At 61.7% G+C, this 25,756-nt stretch carries 29 protein-coding genes; 18 read left to right on the top strand and 11 right to left on the bottom strand.

From position 1 onward, the window contains the following. Positions 1–74 precede the first annotated feature (74 nt). Positions 75–1,586: a leucyl aminopeptidase gene (locus ACLGL5_RS19340; RefSeq protein ID WP_069093373.1), complete on the top strand. Its 1,512-nt coding sequence runs from the start codon at positions 75–77 to the stop codon at positions 1,584–1,586. Between the two features lie 9 nt (positions 1,587–1,595). Beyond that, a complete protein-coding gene (locus tag ACLGL5_RS19345) occupies positions 1,596–2,045 on the top strand; it encodes a DNA polymerase III subunit chi (RefSeq protein WP_019857282.1) in 450 nt (149 codons plus the stop codon). 78 nt (positions 2,046–2,123) lie between these two features. Here the strand turns inward: ACLGL5_RS19345 and ACLGL5_RS19350 are convergent, their stop codons facing one another. Beyond that, on the bottom strand, positions 2,124–2,528 hold the full coding sequence (locus ACLGL5_RS19350) for a DUF995 domain-containing protein (RefSeq protein WP_245307113.1): 405 nt from the start codon (positions 2,526–2,528) through the stop codon (positions 2,124–2,126). A gap of 180 nt (positions 2,529–2,708) precedes the next feature. Further along, a complete protein-coding gene (locus ACLGL5_RS19355) occupies positions 2,709–3,632 on the bottom strand; it encodes a glycoside hydrolase family 26 protein (RefSeq protein WP_064985093.1) in 924 nt (307 codons plus the stop codon). 619 nt (positions 3,633–4,251) lie between these two features. Here ACLGL5_RS19355 and ACLGL5_RS19360 point away from each other — a divergent pair. The 4 genes from ACLGL5_RS19360 (at position 4,252) to ACLGL5_RS19375 (ending at position 8,648) form a co-directional block, all read left to right on the top strand. Next, the gene (locus ACLGL5_RS19360; protein WP_069091811.1) at positions 4,252–6,126 is read left to right on the top strand and encodes a glycosyltransferase family 2 protein; all 1,875 of its coding nucleotides are present in this window, start codon (positions 4,252–4,254) and stop codon (positions 6,124–6,126) included. A gap of 303 nt (positions 6,127–6,429) precedes the next feature. Then, positions 6,430–6,840: a hypothetical protein gene (locus ACLGL5_RS19365; RefSeq protein ID WP_223217757.1), complete on the top strand. Its 411-nt coding sequence runs from the start codon at positions 6,430–6,432 to the stop codon at positions 6,838–6,840. A 375-nt stretch (positions 6,841–7,215) separates the two neighbouring features. Further along, positions 7,216–7,815 carry a DUF995 domain-containing protein gene (locus tag ACLGL5_RS19370; RefSeq protein ID WP_083246696.1) on the top strand — a complete coding sequence of 200 codons (600 nt, stop codon included), beginning with the start codon at positions 7,216–7,218 and terminating at the stop codon, positions 7,813–7,815. A gap of 419 nt (positions 7,816–8,234) precedes the next feature. Then, positions 8,235–8,648, top strand: coding sequence for a hypothetical protein (locus ACLGL5_RS19375; protein WP_069091813.1), 414 nt, complete (start codon positions 8,235–8,237; stop codon positions 8,646–8,648). Position 8,649: 1 nt separating this feature from the next. Here the strand turns inward: ACLGL5_RS19375 and galE are convergent, their stop codons facing one another. The 5 genes from galE to ACLGL5_RS19400 form a co-directional block, all read right to left on the bottom strand. After that, the gene (gene galE, locus ACLGL5_RS19380; RefSeq protein WP_069091814.1) at positions 8,650–9,681 is read right to left on the bottom strand and encodes a UDP-glucose 4-epimerase GalE; all 1,032 of its coding nucleotides are present in this window, start codon (positions 9,679–9,681) and stop codon (positions 8,650–8,652) included. Further along, positions 9,678–10,718 carry a UDP-glucuronic acid decarboxylase family protein gene (locus ACLGL5_RS19385; protein WP_019857288.1) on the bottom strand — a complete coding sequence of 347 codons (1,041 nt, stop codon included), beginning with the start codon at positions 10,716–10,718 and terminating at the stop codon, positions 9,678–9,680. The genes galE and ACLGL5_RS19385 overlap by 4 nt, the downstream gene beginning before the upstream one ends. A 527-nt stretch (positions 10,719–11,245) precedes the next feature. Continuing rightward, positions 11,246–11,473, bottom strand: a complete 228-nt coding sequence (locus ACLGL5_RS19390; protein WP_141700921.1) for a hypothetical protein — start codon at positions 11,471–11,473, stop codon at positions 11,246–11,248. 33 nt (positions 11,474–11,506) lie between these two features. Further along, positions 11,507–11,680 carry a hypothetical protein gene (locus tag ACLGL5_RS19395; RefSeq protein WP_171903277.1) on the bottom strand — a complete coding sequence of 58 codons (174 nt, stop codon included), beginning with the start codon at positions 11,678–11,680 and terminating at the stop codon, positions 11,507–11,509. A 106-nt stretch (positions 11,681–11,786) separates the two neighbouring features. Continuing rightward, positions 11,787–12,257: a carboxymuconolactone decarboxylase family protein gene (locus ACLGL5_RS19400; protein ID WP_064984947.1), complete on the bottom strand. Its 471-nt coding sequence runs from the start codon at positions 12,255–12,257 to the stop codon at positions 11,787–11,789. Positions 12,258–12,369: 112 nt separating this feature from the next. Between ACLGL5_RS19400 and ACLGL5_RS19405 the strand changes: the two genes are divergently transcribed. The 3 genes from ACLGL5_RS19405 (at position 12,370) to ACLGL5_RS19415 (ending at position 14,556) form a co-directional block, all read left to right on the top strand. Beyond that, positions 12,370–13,020 carry a TetR/AcrR family transcriptional regulator gene (locus ACLGL5_RS19405; RefSeq protein WP_245307114.1) on the top strand — a complete coding sequence of 217 codons (651 nt, stop codon included), beginning with the start codon at positions 12,370–12,372 and terminating at the stop codon, positions 13,018–13,020. A 19-nt stretch (positions 13,021–13,039) separates the two neighbouring features. After that, entirely contained in the window at positions 13,040–13,645 is a 606-nt protein-coding gene (locus ACLGL5_RS19410; RefSeq protein ID WP_038645766.1) for a hypothetical protein, read from the top strand. A gap of 62 nt (positions 13,646–13,707) precedes the next feature. Next, positions 13,708–14,556 carry a 23S rRNA (adenine(2030)-N(6))-methyltransferase RlmJ gene (locus tag ACLGL5_RS19415; protein ID WP_069091816.1) on the top strand — a complete coding sequence of 283 codons (849 nt, stop codon included), beginning with the start codon at positions 13,708–13,710 and terminating at the stop codon, positions 14,554–14,556. Between the two features lie 34 nt (positions 14,557–14,590). Here ACLGL5_RS19415 and ACLGL5_RS19420 read toward each other — a convergent pair whose 3' ends face one another. After that, positions 14,591–15,364 carry an AraC family transcriptional regulator gene (locus ACLGL5_RS19420; RefSeq protein WP_020628817.1) on the bottom strand — a complete coding sequence of 258 codons (774 nt, stop codon included), beginning with the start codon at positions 15,362–15,364 and terminating at the stop codon, positions 14,591–14,593. Between the two features lie 205 nt (positions 15,365–15,569). On the opposite strand from ACLGL5_RS19420, the gene ACLGL5_RS19425 reads away from it, so the two are divergent. The 6 genes from ACLGL5_RS19425 (at position 15,570) to ACLGL5_RS19450 (ending at position 19,329) form a co-directional block, all read left to right on the top strand. Beyond that, positions 15,570–15,992: a VOC family protein gene (locus tag ACLGL5_RS19425; RefSeq protein ID WP_019857298.1), complete on the top strand. Its 423-nt coding sequence runs from the start codon at positions 15,570–15,572 to the stop codon at positions 15,990–15,992. Positions 15,993–16,022: 30 nt separating this feature from the next. Further along, entirely contained in the window at positions 16,023–16,385 is a 363-nt protein-coding gene (locus tag ACLGL5_RS19430) for a DoxX family protein (RefSeq protein WP_069091817.1), read from the top strand. Between the two features lie 89 nt (positions 16,386–16,474). Beyond that, positions 16,475–16,927, top strand: coding sequence for a hypothetical protein (locus tag ACLGL5_RS19435; protein ID WP_069091818.1), 453 nt, complete (start codon positions 16,475–16,477; stop codon positions 16,925–16,927). Between the two features lie 134 nt (positions 16,928–17,061). Beyond that, entirely contained in the window at positions 17,062–17,643 is a 582-nt protein-coding gene (locus ACLGL5_RS19440; protein WP_069093374.1) for a TetR/AcrR family transcriptional regulator, read from the top strand. After that, on the top strand, positions 17,640–18,476 hold the full coding sequence (locus ACLGL5_RS19445) for a DMT family transporter (RefSeq protein ID WP_069091819.1): 837 nt from the start codon (positions 17,640–17,642) through the stop codon (positions 18,474–18,476). The genes ACLGL5_RS19440 and ACLGL5_RS19445 overlap by 4 nt, the downstream gene beginning before the upstream one ends. Positions 18,477–18,714: 238 nt before the next feature. After that, on the top strand, positions 18,715–19,329 hold the full coding sequence (locus ACLGL5_RS19450; protein WP_019857303.1) for a LysE family translocator: 615 nt from the start codon (positions 18,715–18,717) through the stop codon (positions 19,327–19,329). A gap of 108 nt (positions 19,330–19,437) precedes the next feature. Here the strand turns inward: ACLGL5_RS19450 and ACLGL5_RS19455 are convergent, their stop codons facing one another. Both ACLGL5_RS19455 and ACLGL5_RS19460 read right to left on the bottom strand, forming a co-directional pair. Further along, positions 19,438–19,749, bottom strand: a complete 312-nt coding sequence (locus ACLGL5_RS19455; RefSeq protein ID WP_038645770.1) for a transcriptional regulator — start codon at positions 19,747–19,749, stop codon at positions 19,438–19,440. A gap of 519 nt (positions 19,750–20,268) precedes the next feature. After that, positions 20,269–20,727, bottom strand: coding sequence for a hypothetical protein (locus tag ACLGL5_RS19460; protein ID WP_202360290.1), 459 nt, complete (start codon positions 20,725–20,727; stop codon positions 20,269–20,271). A gap of 458 nt (positions 20,728–21,185) precedes the next feature. Here ACLGL5_RS19460 and ACLGL5_RS19465 point away from each other — a divergent pair, with 458 nt between their 5' ends. After that, the gene (locus tag ACLGL5_RS19465; protein ID WP_027046685.1) at positions 21,186–21,782 is read left to right on the top strand and encodes a glutathione S-transferase family protein; all 597 of its coding nucleotides are present in this window, start codon (positions 21,186–21,188) and stop codon (positions 21,780–21,782) included. A gap of 61 nt (positions 21,783–21,843) precedes the next feature. Here the strand turns inward: ACLGL5_RS19465 and ACLGL5_RS19470 are convergent, their stop codons facing one another. Next, positions 21,844–22,500 (bottom strand): outer membrane protein, encoded by a 657-nt coding sequence (locus tag ACLGL5_RS19470; protein ID WP_019857308.1) that lies wholly within the window; start codon positions 22,498–22,500, stop codon positions 21,844–21,846. A gap of 413 nt (positions 22,501–22,913) precedes the next feature. Here ACLGL5_RS19470 and ACLGL5_RS19475 point away from each other — a divergent pair, with 413 nt between their 5' ends. Together ACLGL5_RS19475 and uvrC are read left to right on the top strand one after the other, a co-directional pair. Further along, positions 22,914–23,678 (top strand): SDR family oxidoreductase, encoded by a 765-nt coding sequence (locus ACLGL5_RS19475; protein ID WP_019857309.1) that lies wholly within the window; start codon positions 22,914–22,916, stop codon positions 23,676–23,678. After that, positions 23,675–25,741, top strand: a complete 2,067-nt coding sequence (gene uvrC, locus ACLGL5_RS19480) for an excinuclease ABC subunit UvrC (protein WP_494372745.1) — start codon at positions 23,675–23,677, stop codon at positions 25,739–25,741. The genes ACLGL5_RS19475 and uvrC overlap by 4 nt, the downstream gene beginning before the upstream one ends. The last annotated feature ends 15 nt before the right edge of the window (positions 25,742–25,756 follow it).

Below are 25,756 nucleotides of genomic sequence, written 5' to 3' on the forward strand. Positions count from 1 at the left end.
CAAATGCCGGAAAACGACCAAATGTCGCGGATCGCTTCAAACGCTTCGCACGCCATCCCCGAAAGCAGGACATGATGAACCCGAGACCATCGATCGCCTTTGCAAAATTCGCCGCGCCGCAGACGGCGGCGAACCGGAAGGGCACGGTCTTCGTGCTGTCGGCGGATGACGGCGGCCTGGGCGATGCGGCCAGGGCTTACGATCCCGGCAAGACGCTGGAACGGGCCTTCCCGGTGGCCGAATTCACCGGCAAGTTCGCCGGCGTCGTCGAGATACTGGCGCCGGAAGGAGCGTCGCTCGACAGGTTGGTCGCGATCGGCGCGGGCAAGGCGGCGGGGCTCGATGAATATGCCTGGCTGAAACTTGGTGGCACCATTGCGGCGTCGCTGCGCAAGGCAACCGACGTCGCCGTGGTGCTCGACCTTGCCGGCGCTTCGATTGATGGCAAGGACGCCGCCAACCTTGCGGCAGGCATCCTCCTGCGCAGCTATTCCTTCGACAAATACAAGACCGGCAAGGACAAGGATGACACAAAGGCTGATCCGAAGAAGCCGGCCAAGATAACCATCCACACCGCCGACCCGGCAGGCGCCAAGAAAGCCTTCGCCGATGCCGAGGCGGTGATCGACGGCGTGCTTCTGGCGCGCGACCTTGTCAACGAACCGGCAAATATACTGGGACCGGTCGAGTTCGCGGCTCGCGCCAAGGAACTCGAGACGCTCGGCGTCAAGGTCGAGATCCTGACCGAGAAGGAGATGAAGAAGCTCGGCATGGGCTCGCTGCTCGGCGTCGCGCAAGGCTCGCCCCGCGGCGCGCGCATGGCCGTCATGCAGTGGAACGGCGGCAAGCCCAAGGACGGCCCGATCGCTTTCGTCGGCAAGGGCGTCACTTTCGACACCGGCGGCAATTCGATGAAGCCGGCTTCGGGCATGGAGGACATGAAGGGGGATATGGGTGGCGCTGCCGCCGTGACCGGCCTCATGCATGCGCTGGCCGCGCGCAAGGCAAAGGCCAATGTCGTCGGCATTATCGGCCTGGTCGAAAACGCCGTCGATGGCCATGCCCAGCGTCCCGGCGACATCGTCACCTCGATGTCGGGCCAGACCATCGAGGTGCTCAACACCGACGCCGAGGGGCGTCTCGTGCTGGCCGACGCGCTGTGGTACTGCAACGACCGCTTCCAGCCGAAATTCATGGTCAATCTGGCGACGCTGACCGGCGCCATCATGGTCGCGCTCGGCCTCCACTATGCCGGCCTGTTCTCCAACAATGACGAATTGGCGGACAGGCTTGCGGCGGCAGGGCAGGCGACGCAGGAGCGGCTGTGGCGCATGCCGCTCGGCGCCGAATACGACAAGCTGATCGATTCCAAGAACGCCGATATGAAGAACATTGGCGGCCGCTATGGCGGCGCCATCATAGCGGCGCAATTCCTGCAGCGTTTCGTCAAGGACACGCCCTGGGCGCATCTCGACATTGCCGGCACCGCCATGGGCTCGCCGTCGAATGAGATCAACCAGTCCTGGGGCTCAGGCTTCGGCGTGCGGCTGCTCGACCGGCTGGTGCGCGATCACTACGAGAGCTGACCACGATCCATGGCCGACGTGCTGTTCTACCATCTGACCGAATCGACCCTGGAGGAGGCGCTGCCAGGCCTGCTCGAGCGCAGCGTCGATCGTGGCTGGCGCGCCGTGGTGCAGACCGGCACCGAGGAACGGCGCGACGCACTCGACCAGCATCTATGGACGTTCCGCGATGATTCTTTCCTGGCGCACGCGACCGATCGCGAGGCTTATCCCGGCGAGCAGCCTATCCTGTTGACCACCGGCGACGGCAATCCCAACGAAGCCAAGATAAGGTTCCTGGTCGACGGCGCGGTACCGTCCGACCTTGCCGGCTACGAGCGTGCCGTGTTCCTGTTCGATGGCCATGACGCCGCCCAGGTCGAGGCGGCGAGGGGGCATTGGAAGACGATGAAGGACGCGGGCCATGCCGTGACCTACTGGCAGCAGACATCGGACCGCCGCTGGGAGCGCAAGGCTTGATGCCATGCATGAAAGAAAGACCCAAAGCGCATCAACACGATGCGCTTTGGTCAGCGATGTGCCGCGGATGAAAAGGCTCTAGTCGCGGGCCTTGATCCGTTTCTGTTTCCAGCTGACGTAGTCGCCGTGTTTCAATTTCATGAACTCGTCCGCCAGGTTGCGATGCGAACTCCTGAAGACGTACCAGTCGCCATCCGGTAATTTGCGCTGGTAGATCACCCGGCCGGCCTGACGATGCTCGAAGCAGGTGAGGGCGTTGGAGTCGCCTCCCGCGCCATGCCATTTTGCCCGGAAGCAAACCTTGCCGCCGCCGGGAATGAACCAGATGCCGTCACCGTAACCCCGCTTGCCCTTGTCCGAAGTCCAGGCGCTGAATTGACGGCGCTGCGCGGCAAAATAGCCCGCACCATTTCGACCCCAGAGCCATGAACGGTTCTGGTACATCTGATAGATGCCCTCGTCGGGCACCGCCTCGGCCTTCATGGCCAGGTCGGCGGTTTGCGACGCCGTCTTGGCTGTTGCCGGAAGCTGGAAAGCCAGGACGGCTATGGAACAGGCAAGTGCCGTTCCAATGGAATTCCCCAATATTCGTTTCACGACCCCACCCCTACAATTTACGTACACTCAGTTTTTACGCTTGCACTCGACCCTGACAGAGTACGCCTAGGGGAGGACATGCTGAGTAACCCTCCAGTCGGGTAGCCCATAGCCACCCAACCATGGCCACACCTCCTTCTGGTTGAAGTAGACCACCGAGGTCAGGGCCGGAAACTCCGAATAGGATTTGCGGGAATCGGCCTCCCACTGCGAGACGTACTCCTGCTTGCCGACATAACCGAGTTCCGCCACCACGACCGGCTTGTTGAAACCCGCGACGCGGTCATATCCGGGCTTCAGCGTCTCGGCGAAGGTACGGTCACGACCGGCTTCTTCATTGTCCTTTTTCTGCAGGCCGAATACCGACAGGCCGATGACGTCGACATAGTCGTCGCCGGGGTAGTACTTCTCCAGACCCTCTTCACCTTTGGGTGACCACATGTATTTGGCGGCCGGAGCAGCCTTGCGGCAGAGATCGACCTCGCGCTTGTAGGCGGCGATCCAATCCTTGGGAGCCCAGTTGGCCCAGGTGAAGCGGCCGTTCTTGTCTTCCATCTCCTGCGCCCAACGAATGGTGACGGGGCTCTTCATGGCCCCCACCAGGTTGCAGATCGCCTGCATGTTGGCGTCATATCTGCCGCTCAATATGCCGTCGCGCAGTTCGTTCGGGGTGATGCGCCAATCCTTCGACCAGGTCCAAGGCTCGATGGTGATCAAGAGCGACCGGTTTCGCTGAAGGGCATAGGCATCGGCCAAGGGAAGGGTCGTCAGATCGACGTCTTCCCAGGGTAGGAACAACTCCTCGATGCTGGCGGTCTTGTCGGCGCTGAAGTCGCCGTAAGGGTCATAGGATCCGAACGCCGACGCGGCGCTGCTCGTCTGAACGGGATCCGTCGCGGCTGCCGAGCCGGCGTCCGCCGAAGTCGGCAACGCGGCGCTGCCGCCCAAGGCCAACGCGATTGCAAGCGCACTTGCTGCGATATGTTTCATGATAATCTCCCATGGCTTCGACATCCTGCGGAAGTCGAAGCCTCGCCCACGCGTCGACACGTGATCGACGCAACCATCCAAATCCGATCGGCTTTATCGGCGGAATCTGCGGGATTTCGGAGCGACGATTGGCGGGAGTGCTGCGCACGGATTCCCGCCAAGAAGATCATCTCTCAAGACGCCGGCACGAGGAGCTCAAGAGAAAAGGTTCGCCGCGATACTCACAAATTCGCGTCATATTCCGATATATCATCCCGGGCTAATTTAAGAGCCGGTCGCCATAGAGAGTCAAGTACAATTAACGGTTGCTTAACCATGATTCGCTGGGCATGGTTAACGGGCCACCTTGCCGGAATCCCACCGGGCGCCTTTGGCCCCATCAGCTATTTTCCAACGCTGAAAAATTTCACCGAACGTCTATTCCGGAGCCGTCCATTGGCCTCGTGCCGAAAGTTTGGGCTCCCGTTCAAGGGGTTAGGTTAACCAACGTTCAAGAAGAATGGTTAAGCAGCATTTAATTTAGTTGACACTAACGGAGCGACCGCCGATTCTGCCCGCGGGGATTTAAGGGCCTTGCAGCGGTCGTTGGCTGCAGCCCTAAGTGGCGGCGTGTAGGGACATGAGTTTAGACGTACGCATCGTCAGCCGTACGGGCAGACGGGCAAAGCGGCCCGGGTCAATTCCGGCCGTCTCGGCTGAGAAGGCTCCTTTTCTCGTGCCCGTACTCTCTCCGATCCAGCAATGGATCCTGCGGACAGGCCTGGCTTTCTGGTTCGCCACCCTCGGTTTTTTCTGGGCCTGGTGGCTGAAGCCGGAACATATCGAACACATCGGATCGTTCACCTTCGCCACACTCGTGCTGGCCTGGCTGACCTTGATGCCGATGTACTTCCTGCTCAACGTGCACGCGTCACGGAAACCTTCAAAGCTTTACAGCGTCCCAAAGAGTTCGCGAGTCGCCATGGTGGTGACCAAGGCTCCATCCGAACCCTTCGCCGTGGTCGCGCGCACGCTGGAAGCAATGCTCGCGCAGGATTATCCGCATGACACCTGGCTGGCCGACGAGGATCCTTCCGAGGAGACGGTCCGCTGGTGCGATGCCCGCGGCGTGCTGATATCGACGCGGCGCGGCAGGGAAGACTACCACCGCAAGACATGGCCGCGCCGCACCCGCTGCAAGGAAGGCAACCTGGCCTTCTTCTATGACCACTATGGTTATGAGCGTTACGATTTCGTCGCGCAGATGGACGCCGACCATGTGCCGACGCCGACCTATCTCAGGGAAATCCTTTATCCCTTCGCCGATCCCGCGGTCGGCTATGTCTCGGCGCCGAGCATCTGCGACAACAATGCCGCAGAAAGCTGGTCGGCGCGCGGCCGGCTGTTTCCGGAAGGGATGTTCCACGGCCCCTTGCAATCCGGCCATACCGGCGGCGGGGCGCCGCTCTGCATCGGCTCACACTATGCGGTGCGGACCAAGGCACTGAAGCAGGCGGGCGGTCTCGGCCCGGAACTGGCGGAGGACCACTCCACCTCGATGCTGATCAACGCGGCCGGATGGCGCGGCGTGCATGCGATGGACGCTATTGCCCATGGCGACGGCCCGCAAACCTTTGCCGATCTTGTGACCCAGGAATTCCAGTGGTCGCGCAGCCTGATGACGATCCTGCTCGAATATTCGCCCACATACTTTCCCAAGCTGTCGCCGAGACTGCGGTTCCAGTTCCTGTTCTGCCAGCTCTGGTATCCGCTGTTCGCCGTCTTTGCGCTGCTGATGTACGCAATGCCGATGTATGCGCTGTTCACCGGGCGCAACTTTGCCAATGTCATGTATGCCGACTTCCTCTTCTACTACCTGCCCAACGCCGGCGCCCTAGTTGGCCTGGTCATGATGCTGAAGGCATTCGGCCTCTCGCGACCGATGACGGCCAAGACGATAAGTTGGGAAGGCACGCTGTTCCTCTTCTTCGCCCGCTGGCCGTGGGTGCTGGCCGGAACGGTGTCGTCGCTGCGCGACTATCTGACCAAGTCGTTCGTGGATTTTCGCGTCACGCCAAAGGGCAGTGGCCCAAAGAGCCTGATTCCGCTGCGCGCCTTCGTTCCCTACGTGGTGCTGGCGGTCGGTGCGGCGCTGCCTGTCCTGCTCGTCGACCACCCCTTCGACGCCACCGGCTTCTACTGGTTCGCTGCCCTCAACGCCTTCCTTTACGGGCTTCTGGTGTTGGTCATCGTCGTGAGGCATGTCATCGAGAACAGGATCCCGCTGCGCGCGAATGCCGCGAAACTCGTCTTTCAGGCATCGCTGGCGATGCTGGCGCTTGCCGTGCCGACCGCGGGTTTTTACGATCGGGGCATGGAAGGCGTCTACGGGCTGCAGCAGGGAGCGGGCGGCTTCCGCATCGTCCGCATCGCCTATGTGGTTTCCGGCGCCGGCCAGGGCAACATCGGCACCCGCAATTTCTACTTCGATCCGGGTTGGGAAACGCGGCGCTGACGCCCAGCTTCATCCGCGCGCAAAGAGTTCTCCTGCACTACATTCCCCTTGATGGATGGCTTCGATTGCCGGCCGGTGACATGATGCGGCTTCAGGCACGAGCAAATAAGATCAAATTTTAATAATATCCGATCGAGCGCTGAAAGGCGGCACTGACCATGCTGTTTGCGCGAATTTTAATAAGTATCCTCTAATATTCGAACATGATGTGAATGGCGGTTGGCTGTTCACGCGGCGTGGAAGACACCAAAGAAAAATATCTCCGCGTCCAATCGACTTGCATTTCTCGGCAGGGGATAGGTGATGAACAAGTTGATGAGGGATTTGGCTGCCAAGGGCAGAAAAAATGCCTGGTCTATAGCCGCCATTGCACTGATCTCGATCGTTTCCGGTTGCCAGAGCATGGACGCGACCACGACCGGCTCACTCGCTGGCACGCCCATGGTGCATGCATCCGCCAAGAAGATTCACACCGTCGGCAAGAAGCAGGTTCGCGTGTTCCACCACAAGCGCCTCATGCAGATGACCAGTGTGACGCGCACGACTGAAACGGCCTACGCCGCCTTCGTCCGGCCGCAGCCGGCCAGGATCGTCACGCCGGCGCCGGTGAAGGTTTCTTACAGGCTGGGCAGCGCCGGCCCGCTCCTGGGCCATTCGCCCTGGATCTGCGGTCCAAGCGGATTTGGCCAGCGCGCGACTTGCCGCGCGCGCTAACAAGAGTTGAGTTGGGGGGCCGGAATCCGGGCGTGAGAGGTCAGGCGGCACGGGTCGCGCCAGCACCTCCTGCGCCCGGATTTCCATTCGCGCCGATACCAATCGACAAGCGTCTTCGATCGGCCCTCGTGGCTTGACGTCGAAAGTCTCGGGCCGGCCTGTCTTGCGGCTTATCGATCCGTCGACCTATGGCTCCTCATTGCGGTGCAAAAGATTGACATCGGTCTTTGCCCGACTGTTAATGCTCGCAAGCCAACTGCTGACCGCGCGACCTGGGAAATCCAGCGTTGTGTCGATGGAGAGAACGCTCCGGGCGGGGTGTTCTGAGTCATGGTCGTGTCGGCGTTATGCTGGATCGGGGTACGAAAAACGGAAATGCGACTGCTGATTGCGCTGACAGTTTCGACCGGATTGCCTTGGCCTTGCATAAGTCGTGAGCGGGAAGGCGGCCAGTCTGCCAGACACGCCTGGCTTGTGCCCCTGCTGGTCGTTTGTGGTCAGTTGGCGCTTTCCGGAGCGGCTCAAGCGGCCAACGAAAAGAACGCCAAGCCCGCGGAAGCCGCCGCCACCGTGCCGACGGCTTTCGAGCTGCAGCGTCTCTACACCGACCGCACGTGGCTGTGGAAAGATGGAGCTGCCTATTTTGGACAGACCGGCCGCCCCTTCCGGGCCTGGACTTCGGGGCAGGATTCAGCCTCTGTCGCCGAGGGCAGGTGGCTGGTGACGAAGGACGGCAAGATGTGCATGGACGCCGCCTGGCGATCCAAGAGCTACAAGGGCAAGCAGCAGCGGATCTGCTATAGCCACCGCGTCAGGGGCGGGGCCATTGAGCAGCGCAAGGATCCGGACGGGGACTGGTACAGTTTCAAACGAACCCCCGAGGACCTTTCCGATGAATACCGGAAATTCGAAGTGGGCGACACCAAGGGCGCGCAGTTCGAAGAGACCCGCAAGCTGATCGATTCCAAGAATTAGGTCATGTTTCAGCCATACTGAGCCGGTGATGCCTTGCGGCGTGGCCGGAATGAAAGTTTGTCGCGGCCGGCGATTTTCGCGATCCTGCTCCGTCCCATTGTGGCAGGTTGGGCAGACCGTCAAACCGGTCTCTGGTTCGACGGCAGGCTGCCTGGTGGGAGCCTGTCCGGGAACTTACGAATCACTTATCGTGAAGGGTGAGGGTGGGGTCCGACCGGAGTTGCTGGCGCACTCTTCGATGAATTGCATTTAATCCTATAAAACGGCGAGAGGTTGCGCCCAATCGCACGATTTGTTTAATAAGCATTGTCTAATATTCGGCGTGATTCCTAAGTGGCAGGTGGCTACTCAGCGGCGTGAAGGCAACGACAGCATAGAGTGCCGCACCTCGCCCTTGGCTTGATAAGAGGGGATACGTGATGAGCAATTCCGCAATGGGCGCATTTCGTCCAGGCATATATAGTCTACGCATTGTTGCGGCCGTGGCGATGATCTCGGGTTGCCAGGCCCTGGATGCGACAAAAACCGATGCGGTCGCTTTCAAGCCTGTGGTTCATCCGGTCCGCAGCAAACCCGCGGTCCTGCCGCTCTACGCCATGACCGCGGTTCATTCGCTTAGAGTCGAGCCTGAGCTTCTGATGACGAGCACGACAGGGTCGACCGAAATTGACTACGCTTTCGTATCACCACAGCCGATCAAAATCGGCACGCCGGGACCCGCGAAGATCGCTTACAACCCTGTCATTGGTGGGTCGTTTCCGGGCAATTCGCCCTATATCTGCAGCCCCAGCGGATTTGGTCAGCGCGCCAGTTGCCATCCGCGCTATCTCTGATCTAGCCAGCAGCGAGGGATGCTGCCGCCTTGCTTGGCGGCAGGTCCGCCGGTTTTGTCCGCAATCCGAAGAACGGGGCCGCCGTCCTGACGATCGTGTCGATGTCGGAAAGCTGCGGCACAAAGCCAAGATGCGCACGCGCCTTGCCCGGATCGGCATAGAGCTCCGCCGGATCTCCCGGGCGCCGGTTTTTGAAGACGGCCGGAACCGGTCTTGAGGTTATCCGGCCGACCGCCTGTATGATCTCCCTGATGGATACGCCGCGCCCTGTGCCAAGGTTGACCGCCAGGCTTTGTCCGCCGCCCTCGAGGTGCTGGAGCGCTTTCAGATGGGCACTGGCCAGGTCGCTGACGTGGATATAGTCGCGCACGCAGGTTCCGTCCGGTGTGTCATAGTCCGTGCCGAAGACCTCGATCTCGTCGATGATGCCGGACGCCGCCATCAGCACCCTGGGAACCAGATGCGTTTCGGGTGAATGCCACTCGCCGAGCTCGCCGTCGGGATCGGCGCCGCAGGCGTTGAAATAGCGCAGGATCGCGAATTTCATCCCATAGGCGGACGCATAGTCGCCGATGATCTGCTCTCCCATCAGCTTGGTGCGCCCGTAAGGGCTGATTGGATTTTGCAAGGAGGTCTCGCGAACGGGCAGCGCCTCCGGCACACCGTAGGTAGCGCAACTGCTGGAGAAGATGATGTTGTCGATGGCGTGCTCACGTGCCGCGTCGAGCACGGCAATGGTTCCGGTCACGTTGGTCGAATAATAGTCGGCCGGCTCTTGAACGGATTCCCCGACATAGGCCAGCGCCGCGAAGTGGATGACCGATGTCGGCCTGTACGTCCCGATCGCCGCCCGCAACGCATCCCGATCCCGGATATCGCCGACGACAAGCGGACCCCAGGCGACGGATTTCCGGTTGCCGCGGCAAAGATTGTCGAAAGCCACGGGCAGATAGCCGGCGGCGGCCAGCAGCTTGCAGGTGTGACTGCCGATGAAGCCCGCCCCACCTGTCACCAGGATCGCCGGTCGGCTCATGAAGCCGCGGCCCCGGTGATCATCCGGCTGCCGTAGAGCAGGGTGTCGAAATAGTCGACGGTATGGGCGAGCCCCTGGGCCAGGTTGATCCTCGGCTCCCAACCGAGATTGTCCCTGGCGAAGGAAATATCCGGTTTGCGCTGCCTTGGATCGTCGATCGGCAGCGGTCGGTGCACGATCTTCGATCTGGAGTTGGTGTAGCCGACGACCAGCGTCGCGAGTTCCATGATGGTGAATTCACCGGGGTTGCCGAGATTGACCGGATGGGCGGGCGCATGCGGCGCATTCATCAGCCGGATGAAACCCTCGATGAGATCGTCGGCGTAGCAGAAGGAGCGGGTTTGCAGGCCGCTGCCATAGACCGTCAGGTCTTCGCCGCGCAACGCCTGGACGATGAAGTTCGAGACCACGCGCCCGTCATCGGGCTGCATGCGGCGGCCGTAAGTGTTGAAAATGCGGGCAACGCGGATGTCGAGCCCATATGTCCTCGAATAGTCGAAGAACAGGGTTTCGGCCGAACGCTTGCCTTCATCATAGCAGGACCGTGGTCCATGCGTGTTGACGTTGCCGAAATAGCTCTCGGGCTGTGGGTGCACGAACGGGTCGCCATATACCTCCGAAGTCGAGGCCTGGAATATCTTGGCATTGCTCCGGCGCGCGAGTTCCAGAAGGTTCAGAGAACCGAGCACGCTTGTCTTGAACGTATGGATCGGATCAGCCTGGTAGTGCGGCGGAGAGGCCGGGCAGGCGAGATTGTAGATCTCGTCGACCTCAAGGCCGGCCGGCAGCGGATCGACGATGTCGTGCTCGATGCAGGTGAATCTGGGATCGCGCAGAAGGGTGTTGAGATTGTATCTCTTGCCGGTGTGGAAATTATCCAGCGCGACGACGTCATATCCGTCCCGCAACAGGCGTTCACACAGATGCGACCCCAGGAAGCCTGCGCCCCCGGCAACCAGGGCGCGACGTCGTTTTTGGTGCGGCTCCCTTTGACCGATCCCGGATCCCAGCTTCAGAACCTTGAAGACCTTGCTCATGCTTTTCCCCTACGCAACCCGCACGCTATCGCCGCGCCGGGACGACAGCCCGGCGACGCCTTCAGAACGTGACAAACCCTCCGCATCAGCGGATTCGCTGTTCATTGATGTGCGCTAATTGTCCTCTGGGCTCGCCAAGTCGGCGCCGCACGCTTTAAGTGCTGCCGCTCACCCGTCTCCACGCCCCAAAATCGCGATCACACGTACAGTGCCATCATCGTCGATTGCTCGCCCAAATTGCACATCCCAACGCATCAAAAATATACCTGCGGAGGCCATAGTCAACTAAATTAGTATTTTCTTAACTATAACATTTTGCGGATGGTTAACCCTCAGCTAGGCTCGGCTTCGCAACGTCGGACCGTAAGCGCTCGGGGAGATACTCGTTGCAAGTCAATGGTTTGGATTGGCGGCTGATACAATGCCGGGGCTGAGAATGCCGACGCCGCCACTCCATCGCGGGTATCGGTCTGCGTCCGAGGAAATATACTTACATGAAGAACAGACCTGGGCGATCCCCGCAGATGTCAAATTTTCAGTTCACAATGAGACTGCTGGCCAAAGCCGCTTGGGCTACAAACATAAACGTCGGGATGTGAATACTTTGCCAGTATTTCTCTACGAAAATCGGAGGCATCGCAGCCATTTATAGCCAAGAGAAAGCCGAGAGCCAAAAACTGAATGGAAAACCGCTGCATCACGGCGGATTTGGACCGCGATTTTGTTCCATCGAACTGCTCAAAGGCTTTGTGCATAAGGCCTCTCATTCGCATGGCGGGGATCAACGGTCATTTTGGTCGGGAAAGGCGCCAGCGTCCATTCGATGCCGAAACATGGATGATTTCCACAATGGCATTGAGCGCATAGGTAGAGAGCGCCGTCCATTGCGCGATCGCGTATGCAAGCAGCGGCACCTCGGCAAAACCGGTCGCAAAATGCCTGAGCCAGGGGATGGTCCGCATCCGCGGGCCATCCCCTGGCGGGGCACGACAAAACGGTCGCATTGTCCTTTTGTCGGTTGGGCATGGATCGACCTGGAGGCGGCCGACCGCTTCCAGGCCGAATAGCCTACTGCCCGCCCATCTCTTTCTTGAATGTGTCGAAATCGACCTGCATGCCGTTGAAGATGGTGCTCCAATGGCGGGTCAGCGCGGCCATCGCCACGGCTTCCTGGATCTCCTCGTCGGTGGCGCCGGCGCGCTTGGCGTCCTGCGTATCCGACCAGATGCAATAGTTGCACGGAATCTGCGCCGCCACTGCAAGCGAGATCAGCGACTTGACCTTTGGCGGCAGTGCCGTCTTGTCGCTGAGTTCGATGGCCTTGACCTCGGCCCAGGCGCCGGGCAGACCGGCCTTCGGAAACTGCTTCACAAAACTCGGTACGCCGCCCATGGTCGACTGGATATCCTTTAGCGTTGCATCATAGTCGTCGGCATAGGCAGGTGCCGCGACCAGGGCCAGCGCACAGCCGGTGGCGGCGAGCAGGCAACCGTGGTGTATCGACGAAAGCACGGATGAAAGAATGCGATAATTAGACATGACATTCTCCTCTGGTCTTTGTTAGCCTTACGATGTAAGGTAATGTGGAAAATGAACCTTACAGTGTAAGTTGTCAATCGGTGCAATGGACACATCAATCAAAAAAAAGCGAATGCGCGGGCGCCTGTCGCGCGAAATGATCGAGGACGCGGCCTTCGAGGTGATCGAGACGGAGGGACTCGCCGGCTTTTCGATGCGCAAGCTGGCGGCGGCGCTCGGCTGCGAGGCGATGAGCATCTACCACCATTTTCCTTCGGTGGCGCATTTGCACGAAGCGCTGGTCGACCGGCTGGTCGGTGCTCTTGAAATGCCCGACGCCGGCCTTCCGTGGCGGCAAAGAATGCGCATCGCCATCGAGGATTTTCGCCGTATCGGCCGCGACCATCCCGCTTATGCCACCTTCTTTGTCACTTACCGGATGAACTCGCCGATCTGCCTTGCCTGGCTGAACGGCATTCTGAGCCTGTTCAGGGATGGCGGTTTCGACACCGAACTTAGCGCGCGGCTGTTTCGCGCCGTCGGCTACTATCTGATGGGTGCCGTGCTGGATGAGAATGCGGGCTATGCCAAAGGTCCGTCGGCGGTAAACACGGTCAGCGACGAGCAACTGGCCCGGGATTTTCCCAACGTCATGGCCGCCGGGCGCTTTTTCGGTACCGCCGAATTCGACAAGACATTCGAGCTCGGCCTCGACATGCTGCTGGACGAGATGGAACGCCTGCGCGACGGTGTCGGCGCCGGCCAGTTGTCCGGCAAGGTGTGAATACGAGGTGAGTGTCTGAATGCGCTTTCTGTTTGTCCTGATCCTGCTTGCCGGCACCGGCATCGGCTTCATCTATCCCTGGGCGATGACCAATTTTTCCGGCCGCGAGATCGGCACCTGGCGGGTCTATGAGCAAGGCCGCTTCAAGCCGTTGACCGTGTCGCTCTCAAGCCGCGACGCCCCGGTCCGCGTCCTGGTCGACCTCACCGCGCGGGCCGAACGCATCGTCTCGCAGCAGCGCACTGTGTTGACGCTGACCGCCGCCACCAATGGCCGCACGGTGCTTGCCTCGACGTTGCAGTTCAACCATGTCGACAATCCGCGCCAGGCCAGCCCGCAGCTGCCCGACAAGATCTTTCGCGACGACGCAGGCGTCATCGCAAGTGTCAATTCCGGTCCCTATGTCTTCACTGTCGGTCCGGGCGACGCCGAGGACATCCCGATGCGAGCGGTCGATCTCATCTTGCGCTCCGGTGTCGGCGAAACCGACGGGCGTGCGCGGCCGATCGGCTTCGCCCTGATGGCGGTCGGCTTGATCGGCTTCCTGCTGTCCCGGCGTTCGGGTGGCGGCCGGCCGGACAATCCGAACTCGCAGCCGCCGCCACCGCGCTGGGGCAGGGGTTGACGCATGTCGCCCAAAAATGTGCAGCGGTTTTGGGGCAACGACATGCGTAACGGCAGCAGATCATGAATTACCGCCACGCGTACCACGCCGGAAATTTCGCCGATGTCGTCAAGCACGTCGTGCTGACGCTTCTGCTTGAATATCTCAAGCAGAAGGACAAGGCATTTCGCGTCGTCGACACCCATGCCGGCATTGGCCGCTACGATCTGTCCTCGGTCGAGGCACAGAAGACCGGCGAGTGGCTGGGCGGCATCGGCAGGCTGATCGATGCCTCGTTCGATACCAGGGCGGGCGCGCTGCTCACGCCCTATCTGGACGCGGTGCGGTCGCTCAATCCCGGGGACGGCGTGAAGAAATATCCGGGCTCGCCGCTGCTCGCGCGCCATCTCCTGCGCAAGCAGGACCGGTTGTCGGCGATCGAACTGCACCCGAAAGACGCCGCCAAGCTGAAGGCGGAATTCGCCGGCGACTTCCAGGTGCGGGTGATGGAACTCGATGGCTGGCTGGCGCTCGGAGCGCATCTGCCGCCGAAGGAGAAGCGCGGCCTGGTGCTCATCGATCCGCCCTTCGAGGAGGAGGGCGAGTTCGGCCGCCTCGTCGACGGCCTCATAAGGGCACATAAGCGCTGGCCCGGCGGCATCTATGCGCTGTGGTATCCGATCAAGGACCGCAAGGCGGTGATCGCCTTCAGGAAGGCACTGAAGCAATCCGGCATCCCGAAAATCCTCGACATAGAATTCGAGATCAGGCCGGCCTCTTTGGAACCCAGCCTCGATGGCAGCGGCATGGTGGTGGTCAACCCGCCCTTCACGCTGGAAGGCGAATTGCGAACCGTGCTGCCGACCCTGCACAAACTGCTCGCCGTGGAAAAGCCGGCGCACTGGTCGCTGGAATGGCTGGCGGGAGAGTAGGCGGCCTCGGCTTCGGCCTCGTCGGGCGGCGCTGCTATCGTCTCGAAGAGGCGTCTGCGAGCGCAGATGGCGTGACGCCGGACAATCGCCTGCTCTCGCGTATCAGATGAGCCTGATCCGAATAGCCGGCTTCGACCGCCAGCACCGCGGTTGAAGCGTCGCCTGACGTTTGCCTCAAGCGCCGGTAGCGATGAAAGCGCAGGATGCGGTCGAGCGTCTTTGGGCCGTAGCCGAAACTCTCTTCGAAACGGCGACGCAGCGTCCGCTCGCTCATATGCAAGGTGCGCAGCAGGAACGGCACCAGCGGCTTGTCGGCTGGCAGACCCCGGTCGATGACGTCAAAGGCAAAGCCCATGACCGTATCGGGCGCATGCTGGTTTTGCGTGTACGCGCCGATTGCCTTCTCCAATTGTCCCACCATGCTCGCGAGATCGGGCGTGGCGCGGACGTTGCCTGCCAGATGGCGCGCCCGCACACCCCAGAGGTCACCGAGGTCGAGGCGCTCTCCCAAGATCCGGTTGGCCGGCACGCCTAGCCAGCCGGCGGCCGCCCCTGGCCGGAATCTCAATCCGACAATCGTCGCTCCTGACGGCAGTGTCTCGATCTGCGGCTCCCGGTCCGGTCCCGCGATCCGGAACCGGCCGTCGATCCACTGCAGGTCGATCGTGGCGTCCGGCGTTATCAAGACAGGTGGAGCGTCCCGGTCCCGCATGCGGTGAACCCAGACGGACGCGAAAGTGGCAGCCAGCCGCCTGTCTGCGGGGCGTTCCTGGAAAAAGCCGGTGGTCTGCGCCAGTACAGCTTCCATCCCTTAAGCTTTCGTCAGTCTGCTCGGCCCTTGGTCTTCTCGTTCGCTCGCCATTCGGGTCCGGGGCCATTTTGGCCGAAATCTTCAATGCGGGCCGCTCTCGCCATGGCAAACCTGCACGAAGCTTTTCGGTGTCATCGCGGCCACATCGGCGCCGAGGTAACCGATACCATTCAAGCCCAGAATATAGAAAGGAGAAACCAAAATGAAAGCTCGCATCAGTGTCATCACGCTTGGTGTCGATAATCTGGAGGCGTCGCTCGAATTCTACCGAAACGGACTGGGGTTTCCGACCGAAGGCATCATCGGCAAGGAGTTCGAGCACGGCGCTGTCGCCTTCTTCGATCTGCGGAACGGCTTGAAGTTCGCGATCTTCGAACGCCCCAACATCGCCCATGACGCCGGCGTCGCTCAAACCGGCCGCAGCCCGACCGAATTCACCATCGGTCACAATGTCACGAGCAAGGCCGAGGTCGATGCCGTGATGGCGCAGGCCATCAGCGCCGGCGCGCGCGCCGTCAAGCCCGCCCAGGACACGTTCTGGGGTGGCTATGCCGGCTATTTTCAGGATCCGGATGACCATCTCTGGGAAGTCGTCTTCAACCCTGCCTTTCTTCCCGAGGACTGAACCCTGGCAGGCATCTGGCAGGAGGTTGGCATGTTCGCTCAAACGGTTCAGGCGCTGGGCGAGCTTCTGATCGGCGGCGTGTTTGTATGGGCCGGCGTCGAACATTTCGTGAAGTTCAAGGCAATGACCGAGTATCTGGCCGGCCGGCACTTTCCGGCCCCGGCCTTCCTGCTCGCCGCGGGTTCGGCGTTGGAGATCGTCGCCGGCTCCTTGCTTGCCATGGGCATTGCGGTGCCTTTCGCCGCCGGCGCACTGGTCGTGTTTACGCTGGCGGCTAACATGCTCCTGCTGCGGTTCTGGGCCTGTGAGGGCCTGGAACGGCAAACGTCGCGATCCGCCTTTCTGGTCAATTTCGCCGTTATTGGCGGATTGCTGCTTGCGGCAACCGTCTAGTCTTGTTCTGGAAACCATTGTTTCGGCAACCGCTTGACCGCCGCCGAGCGAATCCGCACAGTGCGCGCAATCGACCTTGAGAGGCTGCCATGACTCGCTTCGCCAAATCCGCACTTGCCGCCCTGATTTCGCTCTGCACCCCGCTTGCCGCGCCTCTCGGTATCACCCAGGCGGCGCAGGCGGCCGACCTTGCCGTCTATTCCGATGACGATGGCGGCGTCTGCGGCCAGCCCTGGGTGCTGAGCAAGATCACCAGCCGCTTCTCCCATCAGGTGCATCACGTGCCGCATCTGCCTGATGTGCAGATCACCGATTTCCGGCGCATCCACCAGCATCGCTATCTGCCGGCCAACGACATCTGGCCGATCGGCCGCCGCTATTGCGGCGCCACCGTCAGTCTCTCCGACGGACGCGACCGCACCATCTGGTACCTGATCGAGGAAGGCCAGGGCTTCGCCTCGATCGGCGACAATGTCGAGTTCTGCGTCTCGGGCTTCGACCGCTGGATGGTCTATAACGGCCGCTGCCGCATCCTGCGCTAGACGCAGCCTTCCTTCCCGACTGCTTTGGCGCCTGCGGCTCGATCAGCCGCAGGCGTTTTTTGTGCCGTGTTGACAGAAAGTGAGATTCGTCACATGAGTATGAGACAGACCTGTCTCATCACATGGTGCGCATCATGACACCGTCGCCTGTCTCCGACAAACGCCAGCATGTTGTCGAAACCGCCTATGCGCTGTTCAAGCGCGCCGGCTTCCATGCCACCGGCATCGACCGGATCATCGCCGAGGCCGACGTGGCCAAGATGACGATGTACCGGCATTTCCCCAGCAAGGACGAGCTGATCGTCGCCGTGCTCGACTATCGCGCCAGGCGTTTTGACGATCAGCTCAACCAGCTTGCCCAGAAGAGCATCACGCCGGAGCAGAAGATCACAGAGATATTCGACTGGCATGGGCGCTGGTTCCGCAGCCCGGATTTCCACGGCTGTCTGTTCGCGCATGCGCTGGCCGAGTTCGGCGATCCCGGTCACCCGGTGTTCGAGGCTGTCGCCAGGCAGAAGAATGGCTTGAGGCAGCGCATGCGGTCGATCCTGTCGGAGGTGCTGCCGCGCGGCCGGGCCGAGAACGTGGCGGCGACGCTTTTGATGCTGATCGAAGGCGCCACCCTGATGGCGCAGATGGGGCAGGCGGACACCGCCTTGCGTGAAGCCCGCAAGACCGCCCTGGACGTCGTCGCCGCCTCGCGCAGGAAGCAATGAGCCCGCTGGTCATCGGGCTCGCGCTCTTCGCGGCGATCCTGCACGCGAGCTGGAACGCTTTCCTGCGAACCGGCGCCGACAGGTTGTGGACCGTCACCGTCATGAGCTTCTCCAGCACGGCGCTGGCCGTTCCGCTGGCCATCTTCAACGGTTTTCCAGCCACATCGGCCTGGCTCTATGTCGCCCTCTCGGCCTGCCTGCAGGTCGGCTACAGCGTGTTCCTGGTGGCTGCCTACAGATACGGCGAATTGGGACAGGTCTATCCGATTGTTCGCGGCAGCGTGCCTCTGCTCGTCACCCTTGGCGGCTTCCTGCTCGCCGGCCAGCAGCTCACCGTTCTGGAGACCGTCGGCGTTGGCCTGGTCGGTGGCGGCATCATGGGTCTGTCGCTTGGACGCGGAAGGGCCGCCACGACATCGATCCTCTACGCGCTGGCAACGGGAGCAATCATCGCCGCCTATGCGACGGTCGATGCGATCGGCGTCCGTGCGGCGGGCAATGTCGGCGCCTACACGGCCTGGGTGCTGCTGGCCTATGGTGCGTTGCTGCCGGCGACCTTCGTTGCTTGCCGCGGCCGGCTTGCTGTCGACCCGCGGGCGCCGGAAACCTGGAAGGCACTGGGCGGCGGCCTGTTCGCGCTTCTCGCCTATGGCGTCGTGGTGGCGGCCTTCGCGCTCGGGCCGGCCGGCCCGATCACCGCGATTCGCGAGACCAGCGTCGTCTTCGCGGCCTTCATCGGCCGGCTGTTTCTTGGCGAGACGCTGACGCCCCGCCGTGTCGGCGCCTGCGCCGTAGTCGCGCTCGGCGCCATCTGCCTCGCTTATCAATCGTAACGACAATCAAATCGCCTGCCGGCACGCGCGACGATGATTCTCGGCGGTGCCTGCGGCTCAGGTCTCGCAGGACTTGCCTATGCGGTGTGGGGCTGGAGCGGCACCTGCCTGTTCGGCGCGGCATCCGCCGCGGCCGCGCTGCTGGCGTCACGAAGGCCTTGAACTTTCGGGCTGTCGGCGGCAGGCAAATCGGCTAACCTGAACACCCGAGAGCAACACGTCACTTTCGGGAACCGTCATGGACCTTGCCACCATCATTGCCTTTGCGGGAGCCTTCTTCGTGTTCGCCGCCAGCCCTGGCCCCGACAACATGACCATCGTCGCCCGCACGATCTCCAGCGGCGCCGCGTCGGGCATCGCCTATGGCGCCGGCACGGTGGTCGGCATCCTTATCTTCCTGATGCTCGCAGCCTTCGGCCTGTCGATCATTGCCGCCAAGATGGCAATCGTCATGACGGTGCTTCGCTACGGCGGAGCGGCCTATCTGATCTGGATGGGCATCAAGCTGTGGACGGCCGTGCCCGTCGTGCCGGAGCTGCAGCCCGTCTCAGGGCGGCGCGGGCTGCTGACGATCTTCGCCACGGGTGTCGCGCTCAATCTCGGCAATCCGAAAATGCCGCTGTTCTACGTGGCGCTGTTGCCCAACGTCGTCGGGGCCTCGCTCACATCAGCGCATCTCGGCATCCTGATCGCGGTGATCCTGGCTGTCGAGATTGTGGTGATCGGCGGGCATGTCCTCCTCGCCGGCCGTGCCCGCAGTCTGTTGCGCACGCCCAGGATCGTGCGCCGGGTCAACCGCGCGGCAGGCGGCGTCATGATCGGCGCCGGCGTTGCCGTGGTCGCCACGCGCTAAAGCAATTCCTGGAAAAGTGTGAAACGGTTTTCCCGGGAAAAGCGCATAGCGCTTTCCCCTTGGCAATTGCGTCAACGCATAGAGTTGGAGATCGCTCTGTCGCAGCGCTTATTTCCTGCGTTGCGTCGCTTCGGCCTGATCGATGATCTTGCGAAGAAAAGCAATGTGGCCGCGAAAGGCTCGCCGCCCAATCGTCGTTGCCTTGACCCGGGTCTGCGGCCGTCGCCCGACGAAAAGCTTCTCGACATCGACATAGCCCGCTCTGGCCAGCGTATCGATGTGCGCTCCGAGATTTCCGTCGGTCGTTTCGATCATGGCCTTCAACTGGGTGAAGTCCAGCGCCTCGCGCCTTTCCAACGTGTTCAGGATGGCCATGATCCTGAGCCGTATGCTTTGATGGATGATGTCGTCGGCGCTCACCGATAGGCTCTACTGCGGCAAAGCCCAGGAACGTCGCAACGTGGCTCGGCGATTACGGGCTGCGGTCCTGTCTGTTGCCTTTGTGTGATCGAAATCAAATCGCCAGCTCCTGACTTTGCGCAGAATACTCTGTCTTGCAGAGTTATCTGTCAATCAGCCGATGGCGATGGAACTACGCTTGACAAGGTGATCTTCAGATCGGTCGTCGCATCGCGCTCGTGATCCGCATGGATCGCTCGCTCGTAGAAGATGATTGCTTCGATGAGGTGGCAGGTCGTGATATTCGCGGCCAAAGATCATGCGTGAAGCTGCTCGCTAATCTTCGCGGCTTCATGGTGGGTTCGCATCGAGAATGCCGGAGTGAAATTGCTGGCGGTATCGGAAGATCAGCAGCGGATTTTTGCGATGACGAGTGCGATCGTGTGTCGATCTCAACCAAAATTTAAGCTGAGAAAATCATACCATTGCTTCGCTGGCTAGCGAGCCGCGAGTCAGATATGCATTGCGCGCCGGGGTCATTCACGGCCAACGGCATAACGTGAAGGGGCATGACATGGCTAAGCAGTCATCTAAAGCGCCGGCATCCAAGGCACCGGCAAAGAAAGCACCCGCAAAAGCAGTCGCGGCGAAGGCCGCAACAGCAGTGAAGAAAGCAGCGCCTGCGAAGGCGGCGGCAAAGCCTGCGGCGAAGGCAGCACCGGCCAAGAAGCCGGCGGCGGCCAAGGCTGTGGCAAAGCCGGCAGTGAAGAAGGCAGCGCCCGCCAAGGCAGCGGCAAAGCCGGCAGCGAAGGCAGCACCGGCGAAGAAGCCGGCGGCCAAGGCAGCGGCGAAGCCCGCGGCCAAGCCCGCAGCCAAGAAAGCAGCGCCCGCCAAGGCAGCGGCAAAGCCCGCCGCGAAGGCGGCGGCAAAACCGGCCGCGAAAGCAGCGGCGGCCGCGACAAAGCCCGCGGTGAAGAAAGCCGCCGCGCCGAAGGCCAAGGCAGCGCCTGCGAAGGCGAAGGCTCCGGCCAAGAAGTAGACCAGTCGTTGGGGCGTCGCGTATCCCTTCGGGGTTCGCAAGGACGCTCTGACGCTCTGGATCGAAGCTGTCCGGCAGCGGGGTTCAGCCTTGAGGGCTGAACATCGGGATGGGATCGAGGGGCAAGCAAAGCGAGGCGCCGGTTGGCTGCCTCGCTCGCTCTTTGGATCGTCTCCTTGCCGCGGTCGGCGAAGGCCCGGGTGCGATGCTTCGGGTTCGTGGGATGAATGCAGGTTTGAATCCCGTCAACCTGCCGTCATCGTTTGCGCGTGTTTCGGCGTACCAGTCCGTGGGCTTGTCCGTGATGTCTGGAGCGGAAACCGCCATCGGTTTCTGGCTGCTGTTTTTTCGCGCTCTGGCGGTTGATCGCAAGTGCCTGTCCAGTCAACACTGGGCGCCTGCAAACAGGAAACCGATCATGCCGAAGCTGCTCTATGCGTCCACCTCTCCTTACAGCTCCAAGGTAAGGATGGCCGCGGCCTATGCCGGGGTCGCGATCGATCTGGTGCCGGTCAAGACCGAGGACAAACCAGCCGAACTGATCGGCGCCAACCCGCTCGGCAAGATCCCGGCGCTGGTGCTCGACGATGGCCGTTCTGTTCACGACAGCCGCGCCATCATCCAGCACCTCAACCGGATTTCGAAGAACGCTTTGTTTCCGCGCAATCCCGACAAGCGGCTGGAGGCGGAGGTGCTGGAGGCGCTGGCCGACGGCATCTGCGATTGCGCGCTGTCGATGGTCTATGAGCGCCGCACCCGGCCCGAAGAGATGGTCTATCAGCCCTGGCTCGACCGGCAGTGGACGAAGATCACCGCCGCGCTCGATCTGCTCAATGCCAATCCGCCGAAACTGCCGAAGAAGATCACTGCCGGTCAGATGGCGTTGCGTGCCTGCCTCGGCTATCTCGCGCTGCGTTTCGCCGGCAAATGGGAAAAAGGCCGTGGCCGGTTGACCCGCTGGGCAGCGCGTTTCGACGAAAAATTTCCGGAGCTGAAGTCGGCGGTTCCGGCCTGAGCACCGGCAATAAAAAAGCCGGGCGCGAGGCCCGGCTTTTTCGTGTCGTGGCTTGAACGACTTAGAACTTCATACCGAGGCCGAAAGTGACGCGGTTGTCGGTCGCCTTGACCTTGCCGATACCATCGAAGCTCTTCGAGCCGAAGTCCGTGTAGCGGTACTCGACACGGCCGAAGACGTTGTCGGTCAGCTTGATGTCGGTGCCGACGCCGGCGGTCCAGCCGATCATCGTGGCGGTGTCGCTGGCCGGAATGACCGAGTCTTCCACCTTCAGGCTCCTGCCGGCGAGACCGCCGGTGCCATAGAGCAGGATTTCCGGGGTCACGGCGTAGCCGAGACGGGCACGCAGCGAGCCTTCGAAGCCGCCCTTCGAGTTGATGCCGTTGTCGTCACCCTTGACGCCGTTGTAGCCGAGTTCGGCTTCACCGCCGTACACGAAGTTCTCCTGCTGCCACTGATAGCCGCCGAAGACGCTACCGACGAAACCCTTTGTGCCGGTCGAAACGTCGAAATCCTTCTCCTTGGTACGGCCGCTGAAGCCGTAGCCAATGTTAAGACCAGCATACGGGCCAGCCCAGGATGCGACAGGCAGTTCGGCAACCGGAGCGGGTGCCGGGGGCTCTTCCTGGACGACGTCTGCGGCATAGGCAGTACCACCGAGGGCGAAGAGCCCGAGCGCGACGGCCAGCGGCCGTGCGAATTTGAGATTGGCTTGCATTGTTCTTTACTCCTTAAGCCACAGGACACAGGCTTGTTTCTCACGATCGCCATCAACCCGTCCGGGGGGTGAAACGGATCTGGCGTTCGTCGGTTCCAAATGTCGTGTCAAAATGCGGCTGAAGCGAACCTGAACTTGGGTCATTACCCGGCGCGAATGAGGCGGAACCTTGACGTTGCATCTTCGCAACAGCGAAATGTCAGCAGCCATTTCATGCTGCGCTGCACACCGCTTGGTGCAAGGAGTCCAGCATCCTATATTGCGTTCCGGCGGTTCCGACTCCAAGACGAGTCGGCATGCCGAACCGGGCGTTTCGCCACAATGCTGCCCCAAGTGCGAATGCCGTTTAACGCATGCCGGGCCATATTTCGTCGGCGTCGTGTTTTCGGCCCGAAATCGAGGATTGACAGCAGATGAGCAAAGCCACTCCCGCGGCCCTCGTGACGGGCGGGGCGAAACGGATCGGCAAGGCAATTGTCGAAGACCTCGCCGGCCATGGCTTTGCCGTCGCCATCCACGCCAATCGCTCGCACGACGAGGCGGATGCCTTGGCCGCGGGGATCAATCAGTCCGGCGGCCGCGCCACCGTGGTTGGGGCGGATCTGACCGACATGAGCGCCGTCAGCGGCCTCGTCGGCAAGGCGGAGGCCGCGCTGGGTCCAATCTCTCTGCTGGTCAACAATGCTTCGCTTTTCGTCGACGATTCCATTGAGGATTTCGATTGGCAGGCCTGGGACCGCCACTTTGCGATCCACGTGAAAACGCCGGCGCTGTTGGCGCAGAATTTCGCCCGCGCCTTGCCTGAAGGGCGCGAGGGGCTGATCGTCAATATCATCGATCAGCGCGTCTGGAGGCCGACGCCACGCTACTTCTCCTACGCGTTGTCGAAGTCGGCTTTGTGGACCCAGACCCAGATGCTGGCGCAGGCGCTCGGCCCGCGCATTCGCGTCAACGCGATCGGGCCTGGCCCGACACTGAAGAATGTGCGCCAGGACGATACCGATTTTGGCGCACAGCTCGCTGGCCTGATCCTGAAGCGCGGCCCGGAATTGCCGGAATTCGGCGCCACCATCCGCTATCTCTGGGATGCGCGCTCGGTCACCGGTCAGATGATCGCGCTCGATGGCGGCCAGCATCTTGCATGGCAGACGCCCGATGTGACAGGCATGACGGAATGAGTCCTTTGGATCACAAAAACAAGGCGCGTGGCGGCGCCGATGACCTGCCTCCCGAAATCGACCTCGAGGACGAGGCGCTCGAGGAGATCGTCGAACCGACAGGCCCGGATGTCGCCTTCACCGCCATCGACTGGACGCCGCATGCCGGCGATGCCGAAGGCATGGTCGGCGCCGAGGTGATCCAGACCTTGGTCAAACGGCTGCCCAACGCACCCGGCGTCTACCGCATGATGAACGCCGCAGGCGACGTGCTCTATGTCGGCAAGGCGCGCAGCCTGAAGAAGCGCGTCACCAACTACGCGCAAGGCCGGTTCCACACCAACCGCATCGGCCGCATGGTGCGCGAGACGTCGACGATGGAATTCGTCGTCACCCGCACCGAGATCGAGGCGCTGCTGCTCGAAGCCAATCTTATCAAGCGCTTGCGGCCGCAATTCAACGTGCTGATGCGCGACGACAAGTCGTTTCCCTATATCCTTTTGACCGGCGACCATGTCTCGCCCGGCATCTACAAGCATCGTGGCGCGCGGTCGCGGAAAGGCGACTATTTCGGCCCCTTTGCTTCGGCCGGCGCCGTCGGCCGCACCATCAATTCGCTGCAGCGCGCCTTCCTGCTGCGCAGTTGCACCAACTCGTTCTACGAGAACCGCACGCGGCCGTGCCTGCTGTATCAGATCAAGCGCTGCGCCGGCCCCTGCACCGGCGAAATCTCGCATGACGGCTATGCCGAACTGGTCGCCGAGGCGAAGGATTTTCTGTCCGGCCGCAGCCAGAAGGTGAAGACCGAGATTTCAGCCGCCATGCAGCAGGCATCTGAAGACCTCGATTTCGAACGGGCCGCCATCTATCGCGACCGGCTGGCCGCCCTGTCGCATGTGCAGAGCCATCAGGGCATCAACCCGGCGACCGTCGACGAGGCCGATGTCTTCGCCATCCATCAGGAAGGCGGGCAGGTCTGCATCCAGGTGTTCTTCTTCCGCACCGGCCAGAACTGGGGCAACCGCGCCTATTTCCCGAAGGCCGATCCTGCCCTGGAAGCGGCCGAGGTATTGGGCTCGTTCCTGGCGCAGTTCTACGACGACAAGCCGACGCCGCGCGCCATCCTTCTGTCGCACGGCGTCGAGGACCAGGAATTGCTGGCCGAGGCGCTCTCGACCCGCGCCGGCCGCAAGGTTGCGATCTCTGTGCCGCAGCGCGGAGAGAAGAAGGACCTGACCGACAACGCCCTGCAGAATGCGCGGGAGGCGTTGGGCCGCAGGCTGGCCGAAACCTCGACGCAAGGACGGTTGCTTGCCGGTTTCGCCGAGACCTTCGGCCTGGCCAAGCCGCCGGTGCGCATCGAGGTATACGACAACTCGCACATCATGGGCACCAATGCCGTCGGCGCCATGGTTGTCGCGGGACCGGAAGGGTTCGTGAAAAACCAGTACCGGAAATTCAACATCCGCTCGACCGAGATCACTCCGGGCGACGATTTCGGCATGATGCGCGAGGTGATGGAGCGGCGCTTTTCGCGACTGCTCAAGGAGCATGGCGATGTCGCGCCCGACGACGCGGCTTCGGTGGAAGCGGGCGATGATGTCGAAGACGACATCTCCGACAGCTTCCCGGCCTGGCCCGACGTCATCCTGATCGATGGCGGCCAGGGCCAGATGACGGCCGTGCGCAAGATTCTCGCCGATCTCGGCATCGAGGACCGCGTCGTGGCGATCGGCATCGCCAAGGGGCAGGACCGCGATGCCGGCCGCGAGCGCTTTTTCGTCAAGGGCAGGGATTCTTTTTCGCTGCCGGTGCGCGACCCCGTGCTCTATTTCGTCCAGCGGCTGCGCGACGAGGTCCATCGCTTCGCCATCGGCTCTCACCGCGCGCGGCGCAAGAAGGAGATGGTCAAAAGCCCGCTCGACGAGATCGCCGGCATCGGCCCCGGCCGCAAGCGCGCGCTGCTGCTGGCATTCGGCACCGCCAAGGCCGTCAGCCGTGCCGCGATCGAGGATCTGAGGAAAGTCGACGGTATTTCCGAACAGGTCGCCAAACTGGTCTACAATCATTTTCACGAAAGTTGAAAAATTCGGCACTTT

Source organism: Mesorhizobium sp. U510, from assembly GCF_059180695.1.